General features: G+C 61.4%; 22 protein-coding genes. 17 read left to right on the forward strand and 5 right to left on the reverse strand.

Features of this window, described 5'->3' with window-relative positions; translation table 11 throughout:
• The 3 genes from B9Z31_RS10295 to B9Z31_RS10305 form a co-directional block, all read right to left on the reverse strand.
• Positions 1–257 (reverse strand): uroporphyrinogen decarboxylase family protein (locus B9Z31_RS10295; RefSeq protein WP_304441710.1); only part of this gene is annotated, 257 nt, incomplete at its 3' end.
• Between the two features lie 90 nt (positions 258–347).
• Positions 348–1,688, reverse strand: a complete 1,341-nt coding sequence (gene chrA / locus B9Z31_RS10300; protein ID WP_100119493.1) for a chromate efflux transporter — start codon at positions 1,686–1,688, stop codon at positions 348–350.
• Complete coding sequence (locus tag B9Z31_RS10305; RefSeq protein ID WP_100119494.1) at positions 1,673–2,038, reverse strand: hypothetical protein; 366 nt, start codon at positions 2,036–2,038, stop codon at positions 1,673–1,675. The genes chrA and B9Z31_RS10305 overlap by 16 nt, the downstream gene beginning before the upstream one ends.
• A gap of 171 nt (positions 2,039–2,209) precedes the next feature.
• On the opposite strand from B9Z31_RS10305, the gene B9Z31_RS10310 reads away from it, so the two are divergent.
• The 9 genes from B9Z31_RS10310 to B9Z31_RS10350 all read left to right on the forward strand — a co-directional run bounded on the left by B9Z31_RS10310 (position 2,210) and on the right by B9Z31_RS10350 (position 9,482).
• Complete coding sequence (locus B9Z31_RS10310; protein ID WP_100119495.1) at positions 2,210–2,974, forward strand: GntR family transcriptional regulator; 765 nt, start codon at positions 2,210–2,212, stop codon at positions 2,972–2,974.
• Positions 2,975–2,977: 3 nt separating this feature from the next.
• The gene (locus tag B9Z31_RS10315) at positions 2,978–4,030 is read left to right on the forward strand and encodes an aromatic ring-hydroxylating dioxygenase subunit alpha (RefSeq protein ID WP_100119496.1); all 1,053 of its coding nucleotides are present in this window, start codon (positions 2,978–2,980) and stop codon (positions 4,028–4,030) included.
• Entirely contained in the window at positions 4,027–4,335 is a 309-nt protein-coding gene (locus B9Z31_RS10320; protein ID WP_100119497.1) for a 2Fe-2S iron-sulfur cluster binding domain-containing protein, read from the forward strand. Before B9Z31_RS10315 ends, B9Z31_RS10320 begins: the two co-directional genes overlap by 4 nt.
• A gap of 1 nt (position 4,336) precedes the next feature.
• Positions 4,337–5,077 carry an alpha/beta fold hydrolase gene (locus B9Z31_RS10325; RefSeq protein ID WP_100119498.1) on the forward strand — a complete coding sequence of 247 codons (741 nt, stop codon included), beginning with the start codon at positions 4,337–4,339 and terminating at the stop codon, positions 5,075–5,077.
• Positions 5,074–5,529, forward strand: coding sequence for a nuclear transport factor 2 family protein (locus B9Z31_RS10330; protein WP_143473841.1), 456 nt, complete (start codon positions 5,074–5,076; stop codon positions 5,527–5,529). The genes B9Z31_RS10325 and B9Z31_RS10330 overlap by 4 nt, the downstream gene beginning before the upstream one ends.
• A 64-nt stretch (positions 5,530–5,593) precedes the next feature.
• Positions 5,594–6,628 carry a TRAP transporter substrate-binding protein gene (locus B9Z31_RS10335; RefSeq protein WP_100119794.1) on the forward strand — a complete coding sequence of 345 codons (1,035 nt, stop codon included), beginning with the start codon at positions 5,594–5,596 and terminating at the stop codon, positions 6,626–6,628.
• Positions 6,629–6,700: 72 nt separating this feature from the next.
• Positions 6,701–7,183 carry a TRAP transporter small permease gene (locus B9Z31_RS10340; RefSeq protein WP_100119500.1) on the forward strand — a complete coding sequence of 161 codons (483 nt, stop codon included), beginning with the start codon at positions 6,701–6,703 and terminating at the stop codon, positions 7,181–7,183.
• Complete coding sequence (locus tag B9Z31_RS10345; protein WP_233200905.1) at positions 7,180–8,514, forward strand: TRAP transporter large permease; 1,335 nt, start codon at positions 7,180–7,182, stop codon at positions 8,512–8,514. The genes B9Z31_RS10340 and B9Z31_RS10345 overlap by 4 nt, the downstream gene beginning before the upstream one ends.
• A 14-nt stretch (positions 8,515–8,528) precedes the next feature.
• Positions 8,529–9,482, forward strand: a complete 954-nt coding sequence (locus tag B9Z31_RS10350) for an AEC family transporter (protein ID WP_100119796.1) — start codon at positions 8,529–8,531, stop codon at positions 9,480–9,482.
• A gap of 4 nt (positions 9,483–9,486) precedes the next feature.
• On the opposite strand, the gene B9Z31_RS10355 is transcribed toward B9Z31_RS10350, so the two are convergent.
• On the reverse strand, positions 9,487–10,398 hold the full coding sequence (locus B9Z31_RS10355; protein ID WP_100119501.1) for a LysR substrate-binding domain-containing protein: 912 nt from the start codon (positions 10,396–10,398) through the stop codon (positions 9,487–9,489).
• 172 nt (positions 10,399–10,570) lie between these two features.
• Here B9Z31_RS10355 and B9Z31_RS10360 point away from each other — a divergent pair, with 172 nt between their 5' ends.
• From B9Z31_RS10360 to B9Z31_RS10390, 7 genes are all read left to right on the forward strand, one after another.
• Positions 10,571–11,599, forward strand: coding sequence for an amidohydrolase family protein (locus B9Z31_RS10360; RefSeq protein ID WP_100119797.1), 1,029 nt, complete (start codon positions 10,571–10,573; stop codon positions 11,597–11,599).
• Between the two features lie 100 nt (positions 11,600–11,699).
• The gene (gene ligK / locus B9Z31_RS10365; RefSeq protein WP_100119502.1) at positions 11,700–12,383 is read left to right on the forward strand and encodes a 4-carboxy-4-hydroxy-2-oxoadipate aldolase/oxaloacetate decarboxylase; all 684 of its coding nucleotides are present in this window, start codon (positions 11,700–11,702) and stop codon (positions 12,381–12,383) included.
• 107 nt (positions 12,384–12,490) lie between these two features.
• The gene (locus B9Z31_RS10370) at positions 12,491–13,426 is read left to right on the forward strand and encodes an amidohydrolase family protein (RefSeq protein ID WP_100119503.1); all 936 of its coding nucleotides are present in this window, start codon (positions 12,491–12,493) and stop codon (positions 13,424–13,426) included.
• Positions 13,426–13,884: a protocatechuate 4,5-dioxygenase subunit alpha gene (ligA, locus tag B9Z31_RS10375; RefSeq protein ID WP_100119504.1), complete on the forward strand. Its 459-nt coding sequence runs from the start codon at positions 13,426–13,428 to the stop codon at positions 13,882–13,884. Before B9Z31_RS10370 ends, ligA begins: the two co-directional genes overlap by 1 nt.
• A 2-nt stretch (positions 13,885–13,886) precedes the next feature.
• A complete protein-coding gene (locus B9Z31_RS10380; RefSeq protein ID WP_100119505.1) occupies positions 13,887–14,765 on the forward strand; it encodes a class III extradiol dioxygenase subunit beta in 879 nt (292 codons plus the stop codon).
• Positions 14,766–14,776: 11 nt separating this feature from the next.
• Positions 14,777–15,730 (forward strand): Gfo/Idh/MocA family oxidoreductase, encoded by a 954-nt coding sequence (locus B9Z31_RS10385; protein ID WP_100119506.1) that lies wholly within the window; start codon positions 14,777–14,779, stop codon positions 15,728–15,730.
• 10 nt (positions 15,731–15,740) lie between these two features.
• Positions 15,741–16,919, forward strand: a complete 1,179-nt coding sequence (locus tag B9Z31_RS10390; protein WP_100119798.1) for an MFS transporter — start codon at positions 15,741–15,743, stop codon at positions 16,917–16,919.
• A 10-nt stretch (positions 16,920–16,929) separates the two neighbouring features.
• Here B9Z31_RS10390 and B9Z31_RS10395 read toward each other — a convergent pair whose 3' ends face one another.
• The gene (locus B9Z31_RS10395; protein ID WP_100119507.1) at positions 16,930–17,757 is read right to left on the reverse strand and encodes an amidohydrolase; all 828 of its coding nucleotides are present in this window, start codon (positions 17,755–17,757) and stop codon (positions 16,930–16,932) included.
• Positions 17,758–17,854: 97 nt separating this feature from the next.
• Between B9Z31_RS10395 and aroE the strand changes: the two genes are divergently transcribed.
• A complete protein-coding gene (aroE, locus tag B9Z31_RS10400; protein WP_100119508.1) occupies positions 17,855–18,688 on the forward strand; it encodes a shikimate dehydrogenase in 834 nt (277 codons plus the stop codon).
• The last annotated feature ends 41 nt before the right edge of the window (positions 18,689–18,729 follow it).

Consider the following 18,729-nt stretch of genomic DNA (forward strand, 5'->3'; position numbering starts at 1 on the left):
AACAAGATGGCAGCGTCGAGCGGGTAACGGTCCAGCGGCTGCAGAGTCACCTCGGTGGCGTAGTCGACGTTGGTGGCCAGGCCCATGAAGCTGCCGGCTTTGGCGCGGGTGGCGCAGTACTCGGGCAGGTAGCGGCCGGCTTGGCGCATGAGCCAGACGGGGGTGTGGTCGGTGGCCTGGCGCAGGCAAGCGCGCAGGAAGGTGTCGTTTTGGAGGGGGGCGAAGGCGGATGACGCAGCAGAGGTGTTGGAAGCCATGAAAAAACCCAAAGTCAAGTGAGCCATTGTCTCAGGCTGTCGGGTCAGGGTCCAGCATTTCAAGCGCCATGCGTGACAGCGTGTGCCGCATCACAACAGGACGTGCCGCAGCAGACCGCACAACACACAGCCGCACAACACGCGCAGCACGCTGTCACCCCTCCAAACCAAGGCCCCAAGGGCGAGGAAGGTCAGCGCGATCGCGCTCAAGTCGGGCAACATGTGCCAGCCCCCGGGCAGCCAGGTCTGGCGCGCAAACACACCCGCCAGGTGCATCATCACGCCGATGACGGCCGCCGTGATCCCTTGCAGAGGACCTGTCAGAGAGGGCATGTGCCGTGTCGATTCGACGAGCGGGCCGCCCGCCAGAATGAAAACAAATGAAGGCAGGAAGGTGAACCAGGTCACCACGCAGGCGGCCACCACGCCGCCCAGCAAAGGGTCCCCGAGCAAGGCTTGGCTGTGTCCGCCCAGAAAGCCGACAAAGGCGACCACCATGATCAGCGGCCCGGGTGTGGTCTCCCCCAAGGCCAGGCCATCCATCATTTGCGCCGCCGAGAGCCAGCCGTATTGCACCACGGCCGCCTGGGTCACATAGGGCAAGACCGCGTAGGCGCCGCCAAAAGTGAGCAAGGCCGCTTGTGTGAAAAAGCCGCCCATGTGGGTCAAGGTGTGGTCCACGCCCAAGAGCGCAGCGATCAGGCCCAGACTCAGCGCCCACAAACCCAAGCCCACGGCCAGAGCACGCCACAGCCACTGGACACGGTGGTGGGTGTGTGCGGCGGGTGCTGTCTGCTCGTCGAGCCAGGCGGGCACCTCGGTGGAGGGCCTGGCATGGCGGGTCGAAGGGATGGGCTCAGGCACTTCAGGGCGCTGGCGAGAAAGGTAAAACCCCACGGCCGCCGCGCCCGCGATGAGCACCGGAAAGGGCAGTCCCCAAAGGGTGCCGACAAAGGACAAGGCGGCCAGAACCCACAGCCACCGGCCTGTGAGCGTGCGCTGGGCCATGCGGTGGGTGGCCTGCAGAACCAGCGCGGTCACCGCGGGCTTCAGGCCCCACAGCAAGGCTTGCCCCCAAGGGTGTTGGCCCCAGGCGGTGTAGGCCCAGCTCAGCACGATCAACAACAGGAGGGATGGCAATACAAAAAGTGCACCCGCCGCAAGACCTCCGCGCGTGCCGTGCATCAACCACCCCATGTAAGTGGCCAGTTGCTGTGCTTCGGGGCCGGGCAGCAGCATGCAGTAGTTCAGCGCGTGCAAGTAGCGTTTTTCAGAAATCCAGCGGCGGCGCACGACCAGCTCCTCGTGCATCAGGGCGATCTGGCCTGCCGGGCCGCCAAAGCTGACGCAGCCCAGCCACAGCCAGAACTTCAGGGCCTGCGCCAAACTGACCGGGGCGGGTGGCTGGGCGGTGTTCAAGGGGTGTGCCATTGCTCGCGAAAGGCGTGTGCAAATGCAGGGGTGCCGCTGATGCTCAGACTCAGGGCGATTTCCTCGGTGGCCGAGGCGGGGGGCGAGAGTTCGAGTTTTTCCTGCGTGCTGTGCCAAAGGCAATGCACCGGTCTGTTGCCGCCATGCACCTGCAGGTCAAAGTCCCAATCGGCGCCGTCCTCCAGAGGGCCTGGTGCTTGCGAGCTGAAGCGGTGCGCCCAAGCCAGCAAGAGCCGCACCTCTTCCAGCAGGGCGGGGGTGTGGCGTGCAGCGGGTTGGGCCAAGGCGTCCCAGCAGACCACGCCTTGGCTGTCTTCGCTGCAGTCAAATTCGAGAAATTGCAAATCCATGGGCCTCATCCATCCCGCCAAGCGGTTTTCTTGCGGGTTTCTGTGGGGTCTGCTGGATACATGAAGTGCATTATTCGCTTAAAAATTGAGCAAATTAAGGGGTTATTAGGGTTTTCTGTATACAGCGCGGGTGGTGAAGGTGGTTAAATCCAGCTTTTCACGCACACCCCCATGCCCGCATCCACTGTACATCTGCTCGATTCTGACGCCGAAGGCAGCTCGCAAGCTGTCAAGGCGCAGCAGCGTGTGCGCGAGCTGATCCTGGCCGGTGACCTGCCAGCCGGGTCGCGCATTGCCGAGTTGGCGCTGGTCGAGCGCCTGGGCATGTCGCGCACCCCCATTCGGGCGGCGCTGATGCGTCTTGGACAGGAAGGTTTGTTGGAAGCCTTGAGTGGTGGGGGCTATGCGGTACGCACTTTTTCCGAGCGCGAGGTGGCCGATGCCATCGAGCTGCGCGGCACACTCGAAGGCCTGGCCGCGCGGCTGGCGGCCGAGCGTGGCGCGCCGGCCGCCGTGATGGCCCAGGCCTGTGCTTGCTTGGATCAAATCGACCAGCTGCTGCGGCAAGCGGCCTTGGATGACGAAAGTTTTTCCAGCTATGTGGGTCTGAACGGGCGCTTTCACAAACTGTTGGCCGACATGGCCAACAGCGATGTTTTGGCCCGCGAAATTGAGCGGGCATCTCGCCTGCCTTTTGCTTCTGCTTCCGGTTTTGTGGGCGTTCAAGCCCATACGGCCGATGCGCGCGACATGCTGGTGGTCGCGCAGCACCAGCACCGGCAAGTGCTGGACGCCATCGTGCAACGGGAGGCCGGTCGCGCCGAGGCGCTGATGCGTGAGCATTCTCGGCTGGCACGTCACAACCTCGGCTTGGTCATGCAAAACCCGCAGCAGGTCGACATGCCCGGTGTGCAACTCATTCGAAACAAGGTCTGAAACATGTTCATCAAAAACACCTGGTATGTGGCCTGTGCCATGACCGAATTGGAGGCCTTGGGCGACAAGCCGCTGGGCCGCAAGATTTGCAATGAGTCCATGGCTTTTTTCAAAGGTCCCGACGGCAAAGTGGCGGCTGTGGAAGATTTTTGTCCGCACCGCGGTGCGCCTTTGTCGCTGGGCAAAGTGTGCGAGGGCAAATTGGTGTGCGGCTACCACGGCCTGGAGATGGGCTGCGAAGGCAAGACGGTGCACATGCCAGGCCAACGCGTGCGCGGTTTTCCGGCCATCAAGAGCTACGCCGTGGTCGAGCGCTACGGATTCGTTTGGGTCTGGCCTGGCGATCAGGCCAAGGCCGACGAAGCGCAAATGCCCCTCTTTGAGTTTTTTGACAACCCCGCCTGGGCTTATGGCGGCGGGCTCTACCACGTCAAGGCGGACTACCGCCTCATGATCGACAACCTGATGGACTTGACGCACGAGACCTATGTGCACGCCAACAGCATCGGTCAGCCGGAGATCGACGAGACGCCCTGCACCACCACGGTCGAGGGCGACCAAGTCATCTTGCAACGCCACATGGAGTGCATACAGGCACCGCCCTTTTGGCAAATGGCCATGGCTGCCAATGGCCTGGACCCCCAGGCCAAGGTCGATCGCTGGCAGATTTGCCGCTTCACGCCGCCCAGCCACATCATGATCGACGTGGGTGTGGCCCTGGCGGGCAAAGGGGGCTTCGATGCCGCGCCCGAGCACAAGGCTTACAGCGTGGTGGTGGACTTCATCACCCCCGAGACCGAAACCTCGCATTGGTACCACTGGGGCATGGCGCGCCAATTCAAGCCGCACGATGCGGCACTGACCGACAAGATTCGGATCGGGCAAGGCGGCATCTTCAACGAGGACATGGAAATGCTGCAATTGCAGCAAGCCAACATCAGCCAATGGCCGGACCGCAAACTGCTGATGCTCAACATCGATTCGGGTGGCGTGCAATCGCGCCGCATCATTGACCGTTGGCTGGCCTTGGAAAACACCACCGGAGTGAGCGCATGAACAGCACAGATTTGACCCAAACCCCCATTGCTGCAGATGGCAGCTTTGAAATCCAGTTGCAAAAAAGCGGCACCATTTTGCAGGTCGGCAAAGAGCAGTCCATTTTGAAAGCGCTCCAAGATGCGGGGCATGACGCGCCGTTCTCTTGCGCCGAAGGCATTTGCGGGACCTGCTTGACCACTGTGGTGGCGGGCACGCCCGACCACTGGGACAGTTACCTGACCCCCGAGGAGCAAGCCAAAGGCGACTGCATCATGCTGTGCTGTTCACGCAGCCAGACCGCGCGTTTGGTGCTGGACCTCTGACATGGCGAACACCACTCTGGTGCTGGTGCCGGGCCTGATGTGTGATCACGCGGTTTGGTCTGGCGTGATGGCGCATTTGGGGACGCAAGCCCATGGCGCGGTGGTGCCCGACCACGGACTGTGCGATGACATCGTGGGCATGGCGCAGCAAATTTTGGCGGCTGTCCCGGGCGCTTTGGCGGTAGCCGGGCATTCCATGGGGGGGCGGGTGGCGCTGGAGATGCGCCGTCTGGCGCCTCAACGGGTGCGGCGCTTGGCCTTGTTGGACACGGGTTACCTGGCTCGCCCACTGGGTGCTGAAGGCCAAGCCGAGGCGGCCAAACGTCAGTCCTTGCTGGATTTGGCGCAGAGCCAAGGCGTGCAGACCATGGCCCGCACTTGGGCGCAAGGCATGGTCAACCCTTCGCGTTTGAGCGACACCGCCCTGATGGACGACATCGTCGCCATGTTTGCCCGGCGCACGCCAGCGCATTTCGCTGCGCAGATTCGCGCCTTGTTGGCCAGGCCCGATGCCAGCCAAACCCTGCAAAGCACGGCAGGGCCGGTTTACCTGCTGTGTGGCGCGCAAGACAGTTGGTCCCCTTTGGCGCAACACCAAGCCATGGCCCACTTGTTGCCCCAAGCGGTTTTGACCGCGATCGAGTCAGCCGGTCACATGGCGCCGATGGAGCAGCCTGCGGCCGTGGCGCAGGTGTTGGCCGACTGGCTGGCGTCGACACCTTTGCCCATGGAGTCGGTGTGAGTCAGCCCACAATGGACGAGCCCGACCTGCTTTGGCGCACGGCGCACGAGCAAGCCATTCACGCGCTCATCGTCCGCGTGGGCTGGGCCATTGACCACAGTGATCTGGCCGATTTGGCGAACTGCTTGCACCCCGATGTGGTTTTCGTCAGGCCCGATGGCCAAGCGCTGCAAGGGCCACAGGCGGTGTGTGACGCCTATGCCCAGCGCCAGCCGGACCGCATGACCCGGCACCTTTTGTCCAATGTCCATCTGGTGTGGACCTCCCCCGATCGGGTGCAGTCCAAGGCCACGGTGCTGCTGTGGACAGGGCGCCTGAGCGACGACAAGACAGCCGCCGGTCGCCCGGCCGACCCTGTGCAAAAACTCGGTGAACACCTCGACGTCTGGGCTTTTGAGGCTGGGCGTTGGGCGTTACTGAGGCGACAGTCTGAGTTTGTGTTTTTCCGTTGAGCCTGTTTCACTTCAGGCCGTTTGTTTGTTTTTTTCGATCCCCCCAACCAACCAGGAGACTTTCATGACCATTAAAAACCGATGGATGCGCGGCGCCACCGCGCTGGCGCTGGCGGCTGCAGCATCTGCACAAGCCCAAGAAGTGGTGCTCAAAGTGCACCACATTTGGCCCACCATGGCCATTGGTCACAGCCGCGTGGTGGCCCCATGGTGTGAAGCCATTGCCAAAGATTCCAACAACCGCATGCGTTGCCAAATCCTGCCTGCCATGACCGGTGGCGGTACGCCCGCGCAGTTGGTGGACCGTGTCAAGGACGGCGTGGACGATTTGGTGGTGACTTTGCCTGGCTACACCCCCGGCCGCTTTCCGATCATGGAAGCGCTGGAGTTGCCCTTCATGACCAACACGGCCGAGTCGGCATCTGCCGCCGCCTGGGACTACTACAGCAAGTACGCCACCAAAGAATTCACAGGCACCAAAATCTTGGCCACCTGGGTTCACGACGAAGGCTTTGTCAGCACCTCCAGCAAATCCATCCGAACCATGGAAGACTTCAAGGGTTTGAAGATCCGTGCGGCCAGCCGCCAATCCACCAAACTCTTGGCCCGTTTGGGCGCAACCCCTGTGGGCATGCCCATTCCCCCTGTGGCCGACGCCATGACCAAAGGCACGATCGACGGCTTCATGACCGCCTGGGAAATCATCCCGGCCTTCAAGTTGCACGAAGTCAGCAAGTTTCACACCGAAATTGAACCCAGCCGTCCTTCCATGTTCACCGCGGGTTTCGTGATGGCGATGAACCAGGCCAAGTACGACAGCTTGCCGGCAGACCTCAAGAGCGTGATCGACAAAAACAGCGGTGCCAACCTGTCGCGCACCATCGGTCGTTATTGGGATGAAGCCACAGCCACTGGTCGCAATGCGGCTGTCGCCCGCGGCAACACCTTCAACAAGATCAGCGCTGCTGAGACTGACCGCTGGATCCAAGCCTCGGCCCCTTTGTATGACGAATGGGTGGCCGACATGGACAAGCGCGGTTTGCCCGGCAAGCAGATGCTGCAAGACGCCAAAGACCTGATCAAAAAATACAACAAGTGAGGGTCGGCCAGCCCCTCGGCCTGAGGGGCTGGTTTGGCTTTATTGAACTGGAAATCCATGATGTCGTCGTCAATGCTGTTAGCGCCCCTGTGCCGGGCTTTTGGAATGGTGGGTGCCGCCGTGGCGCTGGCCACGGGCTTCCTCACCTTGGTGAGTGTGATCATGCGTGCTGTTTGGTCTCAACCCATCCCCGGGGATGTGGAGATGACGCAAATGGGCATTGCATTTGCCATTTCCATGTGCCTGCCTTACTGCCAGTTGCAAAGAGGGAACATCATTGTGGATTTCTTCACCCAGTCCAGCTCAGAAGGCACCCGCAACAGACTCGATGCCCTGGGCAACTTGTCCTTGGTGTTGCTTTACGGTTTGTTGGCCTGGCGCACCAGCATCGGGGCCCTCTCGGTCCGCGAAGCCGGTGAGACCACCATGATCATCAGCTTGCCCATGTGGTGGGCCTATGCCTGTTTGGCACCGGGCTTGGCTTTGGCCGGTTGGGTGGCATTGGTGCAAGGCCTGTTCGGACCATCCCCATCCCAGCAAGAGGTGACCGCATGATGCAGTGGGCCCCCCAAATTGGCTTGGTGATGTTTGTGGCCATGATTGTGCTCATGGCCTTGCGCGTGCCCATCGCGGCGGCCATGTTCATTCCGGGTCTGGTCGGTTACGCCCTGATGAGCGACACGGCCACCATGCTGAACTTCCTCAAGGGCAGCGCCGTGGCGCGTTTGACGGTTTATGAGTTGAGCGTGATTCCTTTGTTTTTGCTGATGGGGCAATTCGCCACACAAGGCGGACTGAGCAGAGACCTCTTCAAAGCGGCAGCGGCATTGGTGGGGCATGTGCGTGGCGGTTTGGCCATGGCCTCTGTCTTGTCAGCGGGTGCATTCGGTGCGGTTTGCGGCTCTTCGGTGGCGACATCGGCCACCATCACCCAAGTGGCTTACCCCGAGATGCGACGCCATGGTTACCAAGGCCGTTTGTCCACAGCCTCATTGGCGGCGGGCGGTACTTTGGGCATTCTGATTCCCCCCTCTGTGCCACTGGTGGTGTATGCCATTTTGACCGAGCAAAACATTGCCAAGCTGTTTGCCGCGGCCATTGTCCCCGGCATCTTGGCCATGTTGGGTTACCTGTTGGTGATTGGCCTGTATGCCCGCGCACGGCCCGATATGGCGCCGCTGACCCCGGCACTGCCTTGGGCAGAAAAGTGGGCCGCTTTGCTGTCGATCTGGCCGATCGTGGCAGTTTTTGTGGTGGTTTTTGGGGGCATTTACGGCGGCTACTTTTCACCCACCGAGGGCGCGGGTGTGGGCGCTGTGTTGACTTTGTTGGTGGGTTTGGCCAAAAAAGAACTCAAGTCGGCAGGCATGAAAGCCGCATTGCTGAGCACCGCTGAGACCACGGCGATGGTGTTCATGATTTTTTTGGGCGCGGACATGATGAACGCCACCTTGGCGCTCACGGAAATGCCCAAAATGGTGGCTTTTTGGGTGTCGGGCTTGCCCGTGGCGCCTTTGGGCATTGTCACGGCGGTGCTGATTTTGTACATCGTTTTGGGCTGCGTGATGGACGAGTTGTCCATGCTGCTCTTGACCATCCCCGTGATTTTCCCGGCGGTCATGGCCCTCGATTTGTGGGGCTTGACCTATGAACTCAAGGCGCTGTGGTTTGGCATTTTGGTGTTGATGACGGTCAGCTTTGGCTTGATTGCGCCACCGGTGGGCTTGAACGTTTATGTGGTCAACAGCCTGGCGCGTGATGTGCCCATGAGCGAAACCTACAAAGGCCTGATGCCTTTCTTGGCCTGGGACATCGGCCGCTTGGTGGTCTTGTTGATGGTGCCGTCATTGAGTCTGTGGTTGGTCGGGCAACTGTTCACGCGTTGATGCAGGCTTCTTCCATGGGTGCGGCTTTGGAGATTTTGGGCATCACCGGCCCGATTTACTGCGCCATCGCGCTGGGCTACTGGGCGACACGTCAAGGCTTGTTCACTCAAAGCGACATGCAGGTTTTTGGCAAGTTCACCCTGAACCTGGCGCTGCCCGCCTTGTTGTTCAATGCGCTGTCGCAGCGCACGGTTGCAGAAATCCTCAATCCTGCCTACCTTTTGGCCTATGCCATGGGCGCCCTGGTGGTGACGGGGGGGGCGCTTTTGTGGGCCCGCAAAGTCAAAGGTCACAGCCTGAGCTTTGGCAGCATGATGGCCATGGGGATGTCTTGCCCCAACAGCGGTTTTGTGGGTTACCCGATCATGTTGCTCAGCTTTGGCCCGGTGGCAGGTGTGGCACTGGCCTTGAACATGGTGGTGGAGAACCTCTTGATGATCCCCCTCTTGCTGGCGGTGGCGGATTCAGACGGAGGTCTGGCGGGCCGTTGGCGGGGCTTGATTGGGCAAACCCTCAAAAACTTGGCACAGAACCCCATGATTTGGGGCATTGTGGGGGGCTTCTTGTTTTCGCTTTCAGGCTGGGTCATGCCCGCACCCTTGGGCCGAACGGTGGATTTGTTTGCGCAAGCCAGCGCGGCCTTGTCGCTCTTTGTCATTGGCGGCTCATTGGTCGGGCTCCAGGTCAATGGCTTGCAAGGCACGGTGGCCCAGATTGTGGTGGGCAAGTTGCTCATCAGCCCATTGGTCATGTGGGCTGTGCTCACGTGGGTGGTGCCGATTGCCGACCCTGCACTGCGTTCAGCGGTTTTGTTGACCAGCGCTTTGCCCATGATGGGCATTTACACGATTTTGAGTCAGCGCCATGGGCACGGCGCGGTCAGCGCGGCTGCCGCGCTGGTGACGACGGTGCTGTCTTTCTTCTCTCTCAGTGGTTTGCTCTGGGTGTTGCAGCACCACCCACTTTGAACCCTTAGCCAGCGCTCAGCCAAGCCCGAGAGATGTCGTTGATCAAGGCGAGCGTGGCTTGTTGGGTCAAGGTGGTGGGGCGCAAGGAACTGATGGCCGTTGTGAGCTGAATGTTCAAGGCCGGCGCTGAGACAGACCTGACGGTGTAGGCCGAGGGGCGAACCGATCGCACGACGGCGTTGCGCGGCAAGATGGCGTAGCCCGCGCCGTCGGCCACCAAGTCCAGAATGGCACTGACGCCATCGATCTCCAGCGCAATGAGCGGCCGGCAGCCGATGGCGGCCATTTCCGACTCCACATGCATGCGGATGGCGTTGGGGCGCGTGGGGATGACCAAGGGCAGGGCGGCGACCTCTTGCAAGCGGATGGCGGGTGGGGGCGGGTCTTCTTGCAAGCCGGGTGGGCGGGGCTGCACCAGCAACAGTTCTTCTTGAACCAGAGGGGTGTGCTCGATGCCTGGCATGGGGCTGGGGTTGTAGAGCACGGCGATGTCCAAGCGGCCGTTTTGGAGGTTTTCCTGCATCGCGCTCGACAGGCCCTCACTGATGGAGAGCTGGGCCTCGGGCATCTTGGCGCGAAAGGCGCGGGTCAAGGGGACCGTGAGCATCCGGGCCACGCTGGGCGGGAGCCCGAGCGCCACCCGACCCGTGAGCCCCGTGCGCACCCGCCCGAGTTCTTCGCGCGCCCGCTCGACTTGGTGCAAGATGCCCCTCCCGTGCTCGAGCAGCAGTTGCCCGGCCTGGGTGGGCGTGGCGCCCCGCCCGTTACGCACCAGCAGGTTTTGCCGCAACTCCACTTCGAGCAGCCGCACTTGGCGGCTCAGGGCCGGTTGAGCGATGTTCAGGGCTTGGGCGGCGCGGGTGAAACTGCCCAGTTCCGCCACGCGCACAAAATATTCCAGCTGTTTGAGGTCCATGGGGGTCTTGAGGGGCTATCGTTGCAGATCATTTTGTCATATCCGCATCTTGGCTATGCGTTTTTGATCTATCTGCTAGATGCCCATGGGGAGGCGCCGTCGCCAGGTGTCACGGCACAATCCAAACCAGCAAAGGTCACCTGAGGAAGCCACCATGAGCCAAACAAAACCCTTGATCATCGACGTGCACGGCCACTACACCACCGCCCCCAAGGCGCTGGAAGATTGGCGCAACCGCCAGATCGCCGGCATCAAGGACCCCGCGTCCATGCCCAAAGTGTCCGAGCTGAAGATCAGCGATGACGAACTGCGTGAGACCATCGAGACCAACCAGCTGGCCAAGATGAAAGAGCGTGGCTCGGACATCACCATCTTCAGCCCGCGGGCCAGTTTCATGGCCCACCACATCGGCGACTTCCATGTGTCGTCCACTTGGGCCGCGATCTGCAACGAGCTGTGCTACCGCGTGAGCCAGCTGTTCCCCGACCACTTTGTGCCTGCCGCCATGCTGCCCCAGTCGCCCGGCGTGGACCCGGCCACCTGCATTCCCGAGCTGGTCAAGTGCGTCGAGCAATACGGCAACGTGGGCATCAACCTCAACCCCGATCCCTCGGGCGGTCACTGGACATCGCCGCCCTTGAGCGACAAGGCCTGGTACCCCATTTACGAGAAGATGGTCGAGTACGACATCCCCGCGATGATCCACGTGAGCACCAGTTGCAACAGCTGTTTTCACACCACCGGTGCGCACTACCTGAACGCCGACACCACCGCCTTCATGCAGTGCCTGACCAGTGATTTGTTCAAGGACTTTCCGACGCTGAAGTTCTTGATCCCGCATGGCGGCGGCGCGGTGCCTTACCACTGGGGGCGCTTTCGCGGTTTGGCCCAAGAGCTGAAGAAGCCCTTGTTGTCCGAGCACCTGCTGAACAACATCTTCTTTGACACCTGCGTGTACCACCAGCCAGGCATCGACTTGCTGACCAAAGTGATCCCGGTCAAGAACATTTTGTTTGCTTCCGAGATGATCGGGGCGGTGCGCGGCATCGACCCCGAAACCGGCCACTACTACGACGACACCAAGCGCTATGTGCAAGCCACGGCCAACCTGAACGACCAAGAGCGTTACATGGTCTACGAAGGCAATGCGCGCCGCGTCTTCAAGCGTCTGGACGATCAGTTGACCGCCAAGGGCAAATAACACGTCTTTTGTGGGAGGCTGCCCCTGCAGCCGAATGGTCACTTGCATTCGGCCGCAGGGGCGACCTCCCACAACGCAAACCCCCTATCAGGAGATAAGCATGTACGAACTCGGCGTTGTTTACCGCAACATCACCCGCGCGGACCGCGCAGCCGCTGATGGCCTGGCGGCCCTTGGCTCCGCCACGGTGCATGAGGCCATGGGCCGCGTGGGCCTCATGAAGTCTTATATGCGCCCCATTTATCCCGGTGCGCAGGTGTCGGGCACGGCCGTGACGGTGCTCTTGCACCCCGGCGACAACTGGATGATGCACGTGGTGGCTGAACAGATTCAGCCGGGCGACATCGTGGTCGCGGCCATCACAGCCGACTGCACCGACGGTTACTTTGGTGACCTGTTGGCCACGTCCTTTCAGGCCCGTGGCGCGCGAGCCCTGATCATTGACGCCGGTGTGCGCGATGTGAAAGAGCTGCAAAAAATGAACTTTCCGGTGTGGAGCAAAGCCATCAGCAGCAAGGGCTGCATCAAGGCCACCATCGGCTCGGTCAACATCCCTGTGGTGTGCGCAGGCATGGTGGTGACGCCCGGCGACGTGGTCGTGGCCGATGACGATGGTGTGGTGTGCGTGCCGGCTGCCCGTGCCGTGCAAACGCTCGAAGCGGCGCAAAAACGCGAAAGCTTCGAAGGCGAAAAACGCGCCAAACTGGCCTCCGGTGTGCTGGGCCTCGATATGTACAAGATGCGCGAGCCGCTGGCGGCTGCGGGGCTGAAGTACATCGACTGACCGCCTGTAGGTCGGCACCTTCAGGTCCGACAGGTGCGGATTGACACAGGTTCATGTCGGGGCTAAAGCCGCCGACCTACCAATTAGACATGGATAAGGCTTTCACGATGACCAAACCCACAACAGGTGATTTCACCAAAACCGCTGGCTGGATGGACTGGTACACCGGTCCCAGCCAACCGACTTTCCAACTGCCCGCTGGCGCAGTGGACGCGCATTGCCACGTGTTCGGCCCCGGCGCCGAGTTTCCGTATGCACCTGAGCGCAAGTACACGCCCTGCGATGCGTCCAAGCACCAGCTGTATGCGCTGCGCGACCACCTTGGGTTTGAGCGCAACGTGGTGGTGCAGGCCACTTGCCACGGCGCGGACAACCGGGCCATGGTCGATGCCCTGGTCAACTCCGGCGGCAAGGCGCGTGGTGTGGCCACCGTCAAACGCAGCGTGACGGACGAAGAGATCCAGGCCATGCACGACGCGGGTGTGCGCGGCGTGCGCTTCAACTTCGTCAAGCGCCTGGTGGATTTCACGCCCAAGGACGAGTTGCTCGAGATCGCTGGCCGCATTCAAAAATGGGGCTGGCATGTGGTCATTTATTTCGAGGCGGTCGATCTGCCTGAGTTGTGGGACTTCTTCACCGCACTGCCCACCACCGTGGTGGTGGACCACATGGGCCGCCCCGATGTGTCTCTGCCCGTGGACGGCCCGCAGTTCGCGCTGTTCCAGAAGTTCATGCGCGAGCACCCCAATGTCTGGAGCAAGGTGTCTTGCCCCGAGCGTTTGTCGGTCACTGGCCCCAAGGCATTGAACGGCGAGCAAAACGCTTACCAGGACGTCATCCCCTTTGCCAAGCGCATCGTGGAGGCGTTTCCAGACCGCGTGTTGTGGGGCACCGACTGGCCTCACCCCAACTTGAAAGACCACATGCCCGACGATGGCCTGCTGGTGGACTTCATCCCGCACATCGCGCCCACATCAGAGCTGCAACGCAAGCTGTTGGTGGACAACCCGATGCGCCTGTACTGGCCCGAGGAGAACAACTGATGGCACTCGACAAACCCTACACCGACGTGCCCGGCACGATCATTTTTGACGCCGAGCAATCGCGCAAAGGTTACTGGATCAACCAGTTTTGCATGTCGCTGATGAAGGCGGAGAACCGCGAACGCTTCAAGGCCGACGAACGCGCCTACCTGGACGAGTGGCCCATGAGCGAGGAACAAAAACAAGCCGTGTTGGCGCGCGACCTGAACTGGTGCATGCGCACCGGCGGCAACATTTACTTCCTCGCCAAAATCGGTTCGACCGACGGCAAGAGCTTCCAACAAATGGCGGGCTCCATGACCGGTATGACCGAAGAGGAGTACCGCAACATGATGGTCCAAGGTGGCCGCAGCATCGAAGGCAACCGCTACATCGGGGAAGACGGCGATGCGCAGGCGCACCGCCAGCCCCAAGGGGCAGCGGGTCAAACCCAACGTGCACCAGGAAAGGCAGCATAAACATGGCCAAAATCACCGCATCCGTTTTCACCTCGCATGTCCCCGCCATTGGTGCGGCCATGGACCTGGGCAAGATCCAAGAAGACTACTGGAAACCCCTGTTTGCGGGCTACGAGTTTTCCAAGCAGTGGATGAAGGACAACCCACCCGACGTGATCATTTTGGTGTTCAACGACCACGCCACGGCCTTCAGCCTGGACATGATCCCGACGTTTGCCATCGGCACGGCGCCCGCGTACCAGCCCGCTGACGAGGGATGGGGTCCGCGCCCTGTGCCGGTCGTCAAGGGTCACCCGGAGCTGGCCTCGCACATCGCCCAATCGGTCATCCAGCAAGACTTTGACCTGACCATCGTCAACAAGATGGATGTGGACCACGGCCTCACGGTGCCCTTGTCCCTGATGTGCGGCGAGCTGGACCCTGTGAAGGACGCTTGGCCTTGCCCGGTGATTCCGTTTGCGGTGAACGTGGTGCAGTACCCTGTGCCCAGTGGCCAGCGCTGCTTCAAGTTGGGGCAAGCCATCCGCAAAGCGGTCGAGAGCTTTGACGAAGACCTGAATGTGCACATCTGGGGCACAGGCGGCATGAGCCACCAACTGCAGGGTGCGCGTGCCGGGCTCATCAACCGCGAATGGGACAACGCTTGGCTGGACCAGCTGATCCACGACCCGGTGGCCGCCGCCAACACACCGCACATCGACTACGTGCGCGAAGCCGGCAGCGAAGGCATTGAGCTGGTGATGTGGCTGATCGCGCGCGGCGCGATGAGCGATGTCCAGGACGGCCAAGTGACCGGTCAGGCGCCGAATCTTGCGCACCGCTTCTACCATGTGCCTGCCAGCAACACGGCGGTGGGCCACGCCATTCTTGAAAATACCTGAGAGAGTTCACCATGAGTCAAACCATCCGAGTCGCCCTGGCGGGCGCTGGCGCCTTCGGCATCAAACACCTTGACGGCATCCAAAACATCGACGGCGTGCAAGTCGTCTCTTTGATCGGCCGTGAGTTGGCCAAAACCCAAGAGGTGGCGGACAAATACGGCATTGCTCACGTCACCACCGACCTCCATGAGTCATTGGCTCTGAAAGAAGTCGACGCCGTCATCTTGTGCACACCCACACAAATGCACGCCAGCCAGACCCTGGCTTGCCTGCAGGCCGGTAAGCACGTGCAGGTTGAAATCCCGCTGTGCGATGTGTACCAGGAGGGCCAGGAAGTTTTGCGTGTCCAACAAGCAACAGGTCTCGTGGCCATGGTGGGCCACACCCGCCGCTTCAACCCCAGCCACCAGTGGGTGAACCAGAAAATCAAGGCCGGTGAATTCAACATCCAGCAAATGGATGTGCAGACCTACTTTTTCCGCCGCACCAACATGAACGCGCTGGGCCAGGCCCGCAGCTGGACCGACCACCTGCTTTGGCACCATGCCGCGCACACGGTGGATTTGTTCGCCTACCAGTGCGGCAGTCCCATTGTCAAAGCCCATGCGGTGCAAGGTCCGATCCACCCCACCCTGGGTATCGCCATGGACATGAGCATCCAGCTGCAAGCGGCCAATGGGGCGATTTGCACCCTGAGCCTGAGTTTCAACAACGACGGCCCACTGGGCACCTACTTCCGCTACATCGGTGACACCGGGACTTACCTGGCCCGTTATGACGATTTGTTCACGGGCAAGGAGGCGCAAATCGACGTGTCCCAGGTGGCCGTCTCGATGAACGGTATTGAATTGCAAGACCGCGAGTTTTTTGCCGCGATCCGTGAAGGCCGAGAGCCCAATTCCAGCATCGCGCAAGTCTTGCCGTGCTACCAGGTCTTGCATGACCTGGAGCAGCAATTGGCCTGACACCCAGCGCATGACCCCACTCACGCCACACCTCGAGAGCCAGTACCTGAAGGTCTTGGGCTTGGCGGGTTTTGCCAGCATGGCCGCCATGCGCATTGGCGATCCCATGCTGGTCGTGCTCAGCGAGGAGTTCCAGGTCAGTACGGGAGACGCCTCGGCGGTGGTCTCGGTGTATGCCGTGGTGTATGGGTTCTCTCAGCTGCTGTATGGCCCTTTGGGGGACCGCTTTGGCAAGCTGCGTGTGGTGTCTTGGGCGGTGTTGGCCTGTGCGCTGTTCAGCGCCATCACGTGCATGTCGGCGAATTTGCCCATGCTCGTCATCATGCGCGGTTTCATGGGCATGGCGGGCGCGGGCATCATTCCCTTGGCCATGGCCTGGGTGGGCGACCAAGTGCCCTACGAAAGGCGGCAGGAAACGCTGGCCAAAATCATGAGCGCCACCGTGATCGGCATGATGAGTGGCCTGTGGTTTGGTGGTTTTGCCGCCGACGCGCTGGGCTGGCGAAGCGCCTTTGTGGTTCTGTCGGTGTTGTTTTCGGTGGCCGCTGCCATGTTGTGGCGTTTGCTGCGCCGCCACCCGCTGGCCTCAGCTTGCGATGCGCCCGGTTTATGGGCCTCGCTGCGCACGACGGGGCAATTGTTGGGCATGCCACGGGTGCGCTGGGTGCTGAGCGTCACGGCCAGCGAAGGGGCTTTGGTCTTCGGCTCCATGGCCTTCATGCCCACACATTTGCACCAGCACTATGGTTTGAGTGTGGTGGCCGCAGGCTCGGTCATGATGCTGTACGGCGTAGGGGGCTTGTTTTACAGCCAGATGGCGCGGCGTTGGCTGGCTTGGCTGGGCGAGCGGGGGCTGGTGCGGACCGGTGCGGGCTTGATCGTTTCGGGCTTTTTGTTGTTGGCCTGGGGCAGCGCGGCTTGGCAAGGGATGCTGGCCTGCACCCTCACGGGTCTGGGCTTTTACATGTTGCACAACACCTTGCAAGTACAAGCCACGCAGATGGCGCCGGCAGCGCGGGGAACGGCGGTGACCCTGTTTGCCAGTTCGCTGTTTTTCGGTCAGTCCACGGGGGTGCTGCTCATGGCCCAAAGTGTGGACATGGGCTGGCTGGCCTATGCGTTCACGGCAGCGGCCGTGTGTGTCATCGCCTTGGGCGCCGTGGTCTACCGTTTGGTGGGGCGGCACTGAAGGTCCGGGCTCATGCCTTGAAGCCGAACAAGCGTTGCGGTGTGTCCCACAACACCTGGTGTCTGTCGGCCGCATCGGGCAGCCAATCTTTCAGCCAACGCTGAAGGGGCCCGTAATCGATTCGGGCTGGAGCCCGCAAGAAGGGCCAGTCCGAAGCCCACACCAAAGCTTTCGGTGTGAAGGATTCGATCAGCGCCGCCACATACGGTCTTGCATCGACCCAGGGACAGGGCAGGGCGGAAAACTTGGCACAGCCCGACAGTTTCACGCAGGCGCGCCCTGAGTCTGCCCATTTCAGCAGGGCTTGGAAGCCAGCCTGTTGCACACCGGCTTTGACTTCAGGGCGACCGCAGTGGTCAAAGAGCACGCGGGCGCCACTGTCTTGCAACAGGGGGTTCAGAGACACGAGTTGGTTGCCTTCGATTTGCACTTGCACCCACAGGTCAAGATCGCGCAACCGTTGCAAGAGCGGCGCCGTGTTGGCATAAAAGTCAGTGCCCAGCAATGCGGCATTGAACGCCACCCCCACCACGCCCGCGGCTTGGAGGTCTTGCAGTTCGCTCAGGCCCGTGTCGTTGGGAACGACAGCGATGCCTTTGTAGCGGCCACCGCCTTGTTTCAGGGTGTCAAGCAAGCAGCGGTTGTCCAAGCCATAGCCCGAGTTCGGTCCCACCAGCAAGGCATGCTTGACATGGTGGGCATCCAAAACTTGGGCGAGCATGGCCGGTGTTCCGGTTTCTGCGGGCGTGGGCACATACCACGTGTCACGGGCATAGGGAAAGCGCAGCGGGTCAAACACATGGACATGGCAGTCAATGGCAGGTTCACTCAGTGGCATGGGGCAATTGACAGAACAAAAAGGCATTGTGACCCGGTGTCAGCCATTTGGCGCTGTCGCGGCGATAAGATCGGCAGATTGTTTGCTGGAATTCCTTATGACAGACCGTTACGCCGTGATCGGCAACCCCATCGCGCAGAGCAAGTCGCCGCTCATCCACACCGCCTATGCCCAAGTCACCGGGCATGACATCGAATACACCAAGTTGTTGGCCCCATTGGGTGGCTTTGCCGCGGCCGTGGAAACATTTCGAGCCGCAGGGGGGCGGGGCATGAACGTGACCGCGCCCTTCAAGCTCGATGCCTTTGCCTATGCCACCGATCTGGCACCCAGCGCGCAGATGGCCGGGGCCGTCAACGCCTTGAAATTCGAGGGTGACAAAGTTCATGCCGAAAATTTCGACGGTGTGGGTCTGGTGCGTGATGTGGTGCACAACCTGGGCTGCCCGTTGCAAGGGCGACGGGTCTTGATTTTGGGCGCGGGCGGTGCGACCCGGGGGGCCTTGCTGCCCATCTTGGCCCAGAGGCCGGCCGAGTTGTGGGTCGTCAACCGCACCGTGGCCAAAGCCCAAGCGCTCGCTCAATTGGCGGGCCAGCACCAGACGGGCGCGGTGCCGGTTCGGGGGATCGGCTACGCCGATCTGGGCACAGCGGCGTTTGATGCGGTGTTCAATGCCACCTCGGCCAGTTTGACCGCCGAATTGCCGCCTTTGCCCACTTCGGCTTTTGCACCCGGGTGTCTGGCTTACGAACTGGCTTACGGCAAGGGCCTCACGCCCTTTCTGCGGCTCGCTCAGCAAGCCGGTGTGACGCAGCTGGCCGATGGCGTGGGCATGTTGGCAGAGCAAGCCGCGGAGGCTTTTGAGTGGTGGCGTGGCGTGCGCCCAGACACGGCTGCCGTCATTCAACAACTGACCGTGCCCTTGGTTTGACAAGGGCCAAGGGGCCCTCACCCTGGCCCTGGCCCTGGCCC

This window comes from Limnohabitans sp. G3-2 (assembly GCF_002778275.1).
Classification (GTDB): Bacteria; Pseudomonadota; Gammaproteobacteria; order Burkholderiales; family Burkholderiaceae_C; genus Limnohabitans_A.